The sequence below is a fragment of the Rhizobium giardinii bv. giardinii H152 genome, assembly GCF_000379605.1.
GTDB lineage: Bacteria > Pseudomonadota > Alphaproteobacteria > Rhizobiales > Rhizobiaceae > Pararhizobium > Pararhizobium giardinii.
The window spans coordinates 1-1,414 of record NZ_KB902589.1; the positions used below are offsets into that span (position 1 = coordinate 1).

The 1,414-nt window shown below is 62.6% G+C and carries 2 protein-coding genes and 1 pseudogene; 1 reads left to right on the forward strand and 2 read right to left on the reverse strand.

Annotated elements, in window-relative coordinates:
- Positions 1 to 108, forward strand: a 108-nt coding sequence (locus A3AY_RS34700) for a MucR family transcriptional regulator (RefSeq protein ID WP_040668316.1), incomplete at its 5' end; no start/stop codon positions are given.
- A gap of 84 nt (positions 109 to 192) precedes the next feature.
- Here the strand turns inward: A3AY_RS34700 and A3AY_RS41035 are convergent.
- Both A3AY_RS41035 and A3AY_RS34705 read right to left on the reverse strand, forming a co-directional pair.
- On the reverse strand, positions 193 to 321 hold the full coding sequence (locus A3AY_RS41035) for a hypothetical protein (protein WP_018325078.1): 129 nt from the start codon (positions 319 to 321) through the stop codon (positions 193 to 195).
- Positions 322 to 586: 265 nt separating this feature from the next.
- Positions 587 to 1,414, reverse strand: a pseudogene (locus A3AY_RS34705) (LLM class flavin-dependent oxidoreductase); the annotation flags it as partial.

Sequence of the window (1,414 nt, forward strand, 5' to 3'; positions counted from 1 at the left end):
GACCTTCCGGACGACTATCCAATGGTCGCGCCTGCCTATGCGGCCAAACGGTCCGAGCTGGCAAAAAGCACAGGCCTCGGGCACTTTCGCAAGAAGCGTGCGACCTGACTGCCGACCGAGCGGCGAGACAGGTCATGCCGGATGTCGCGCATCCCCCGCCCGCCTGCAGCGTTCCCGCGCAGCGATCGCGCTCTAGCAGGCTGTTGAAGAAGTCTCTGGTTTCGCCTTCAGCACGGCCTCGTCGCCATTGTGGTACGCGAAAGTGATCTCGATCGAGTCATCGTCGAGCAATTCTTTCGCCGCCACACGCAGTTCGGCCATGTGACTGGTTCTGTCGGAGTCGGGATCCACGGTGCGATTTAATGGCGCGCCACTTCAGATCCTTTCAAGCCGACCAATGAAGGGAGACCAAGGGTTCGAACCAGTTTATGTAGAAGGTCGAGTAAACGCTGCCGATACCACTAAAATTCGACTTAGGTTGAGTAATTGCCTTTGTCCGGACTGCTCGCGCCTGCGCCTTTGAGAGGCGAGCCGAGCGATGGGCATTGAGCGGCTGGTCCCGACTCCTGGCCCTTGCCGAGCGGCCTCAGCCGCGCAGCAGCGGAAGCATTTGATCACCCTGTCGCTTTATCTCGGACAAGTACGGCGTGTCCGAGAGTACAAAGTGTGTAATGCCCAGATCCTCGTACTTACGCAGCGAACGGGCAACGTCTGCCGCTGAGCCGACCAACCAGGTGGTGCCGGCACCGCCGCCGCCAAATTTGCCCGGCGCGGTATAGTGGTTGTCATCGAGAACCTCGCCGCGCTCGTGCAGATCGAGCAGCCGCTTCTGGCCCACCGCTACTGCCCGTTGATGGTCGCTCTAGCCGTCGCCCTTGCTCTTGGCCATCTCGGCGACCTTCGCCTCGGCGTCGGCCCAGNCCTGTTCAGTGGTGTCGCGGACCAGCGTGGTGACCCGCAACCCGAATTCCAGCGGCGGGAGGTCGCGGTCCAGTTCCCGGCTCAGCGCTTTCAGCCGCTCGATCCGCTCCCGGACGCCGTCGAGCGGTTCACCCCAGAAGAGCTGGACATCGGCCTCCGTGACTGAGACCCGCTCGGCCGCCTCAGAGGCTCCGCCGAAGTAGAGCCTGGGGTGCCGATGATTGCCGCGAACATGGATACCCGGCATCACCGTGGACCCGGTGACGCTGAAGTGCTCGCCCGTAAAGGTGACGTTCTCCTCGGTCCAAAGTCTGCGAGCCAGTCGCATGAACTCCTTGGTGCGGCCATAGCGGTGTGCCTGATCGCCTTCGCTGTCGCCGTAGGCAGAAAGGTTGTCCTTGCCCGACACGATGTTGATACGCACGCGACCGCCTGTGAGGTTATCCAGCGTGGCCGCTGCGGAGGCGAAGTTCGCCGGCCGCCAATAGCCCGG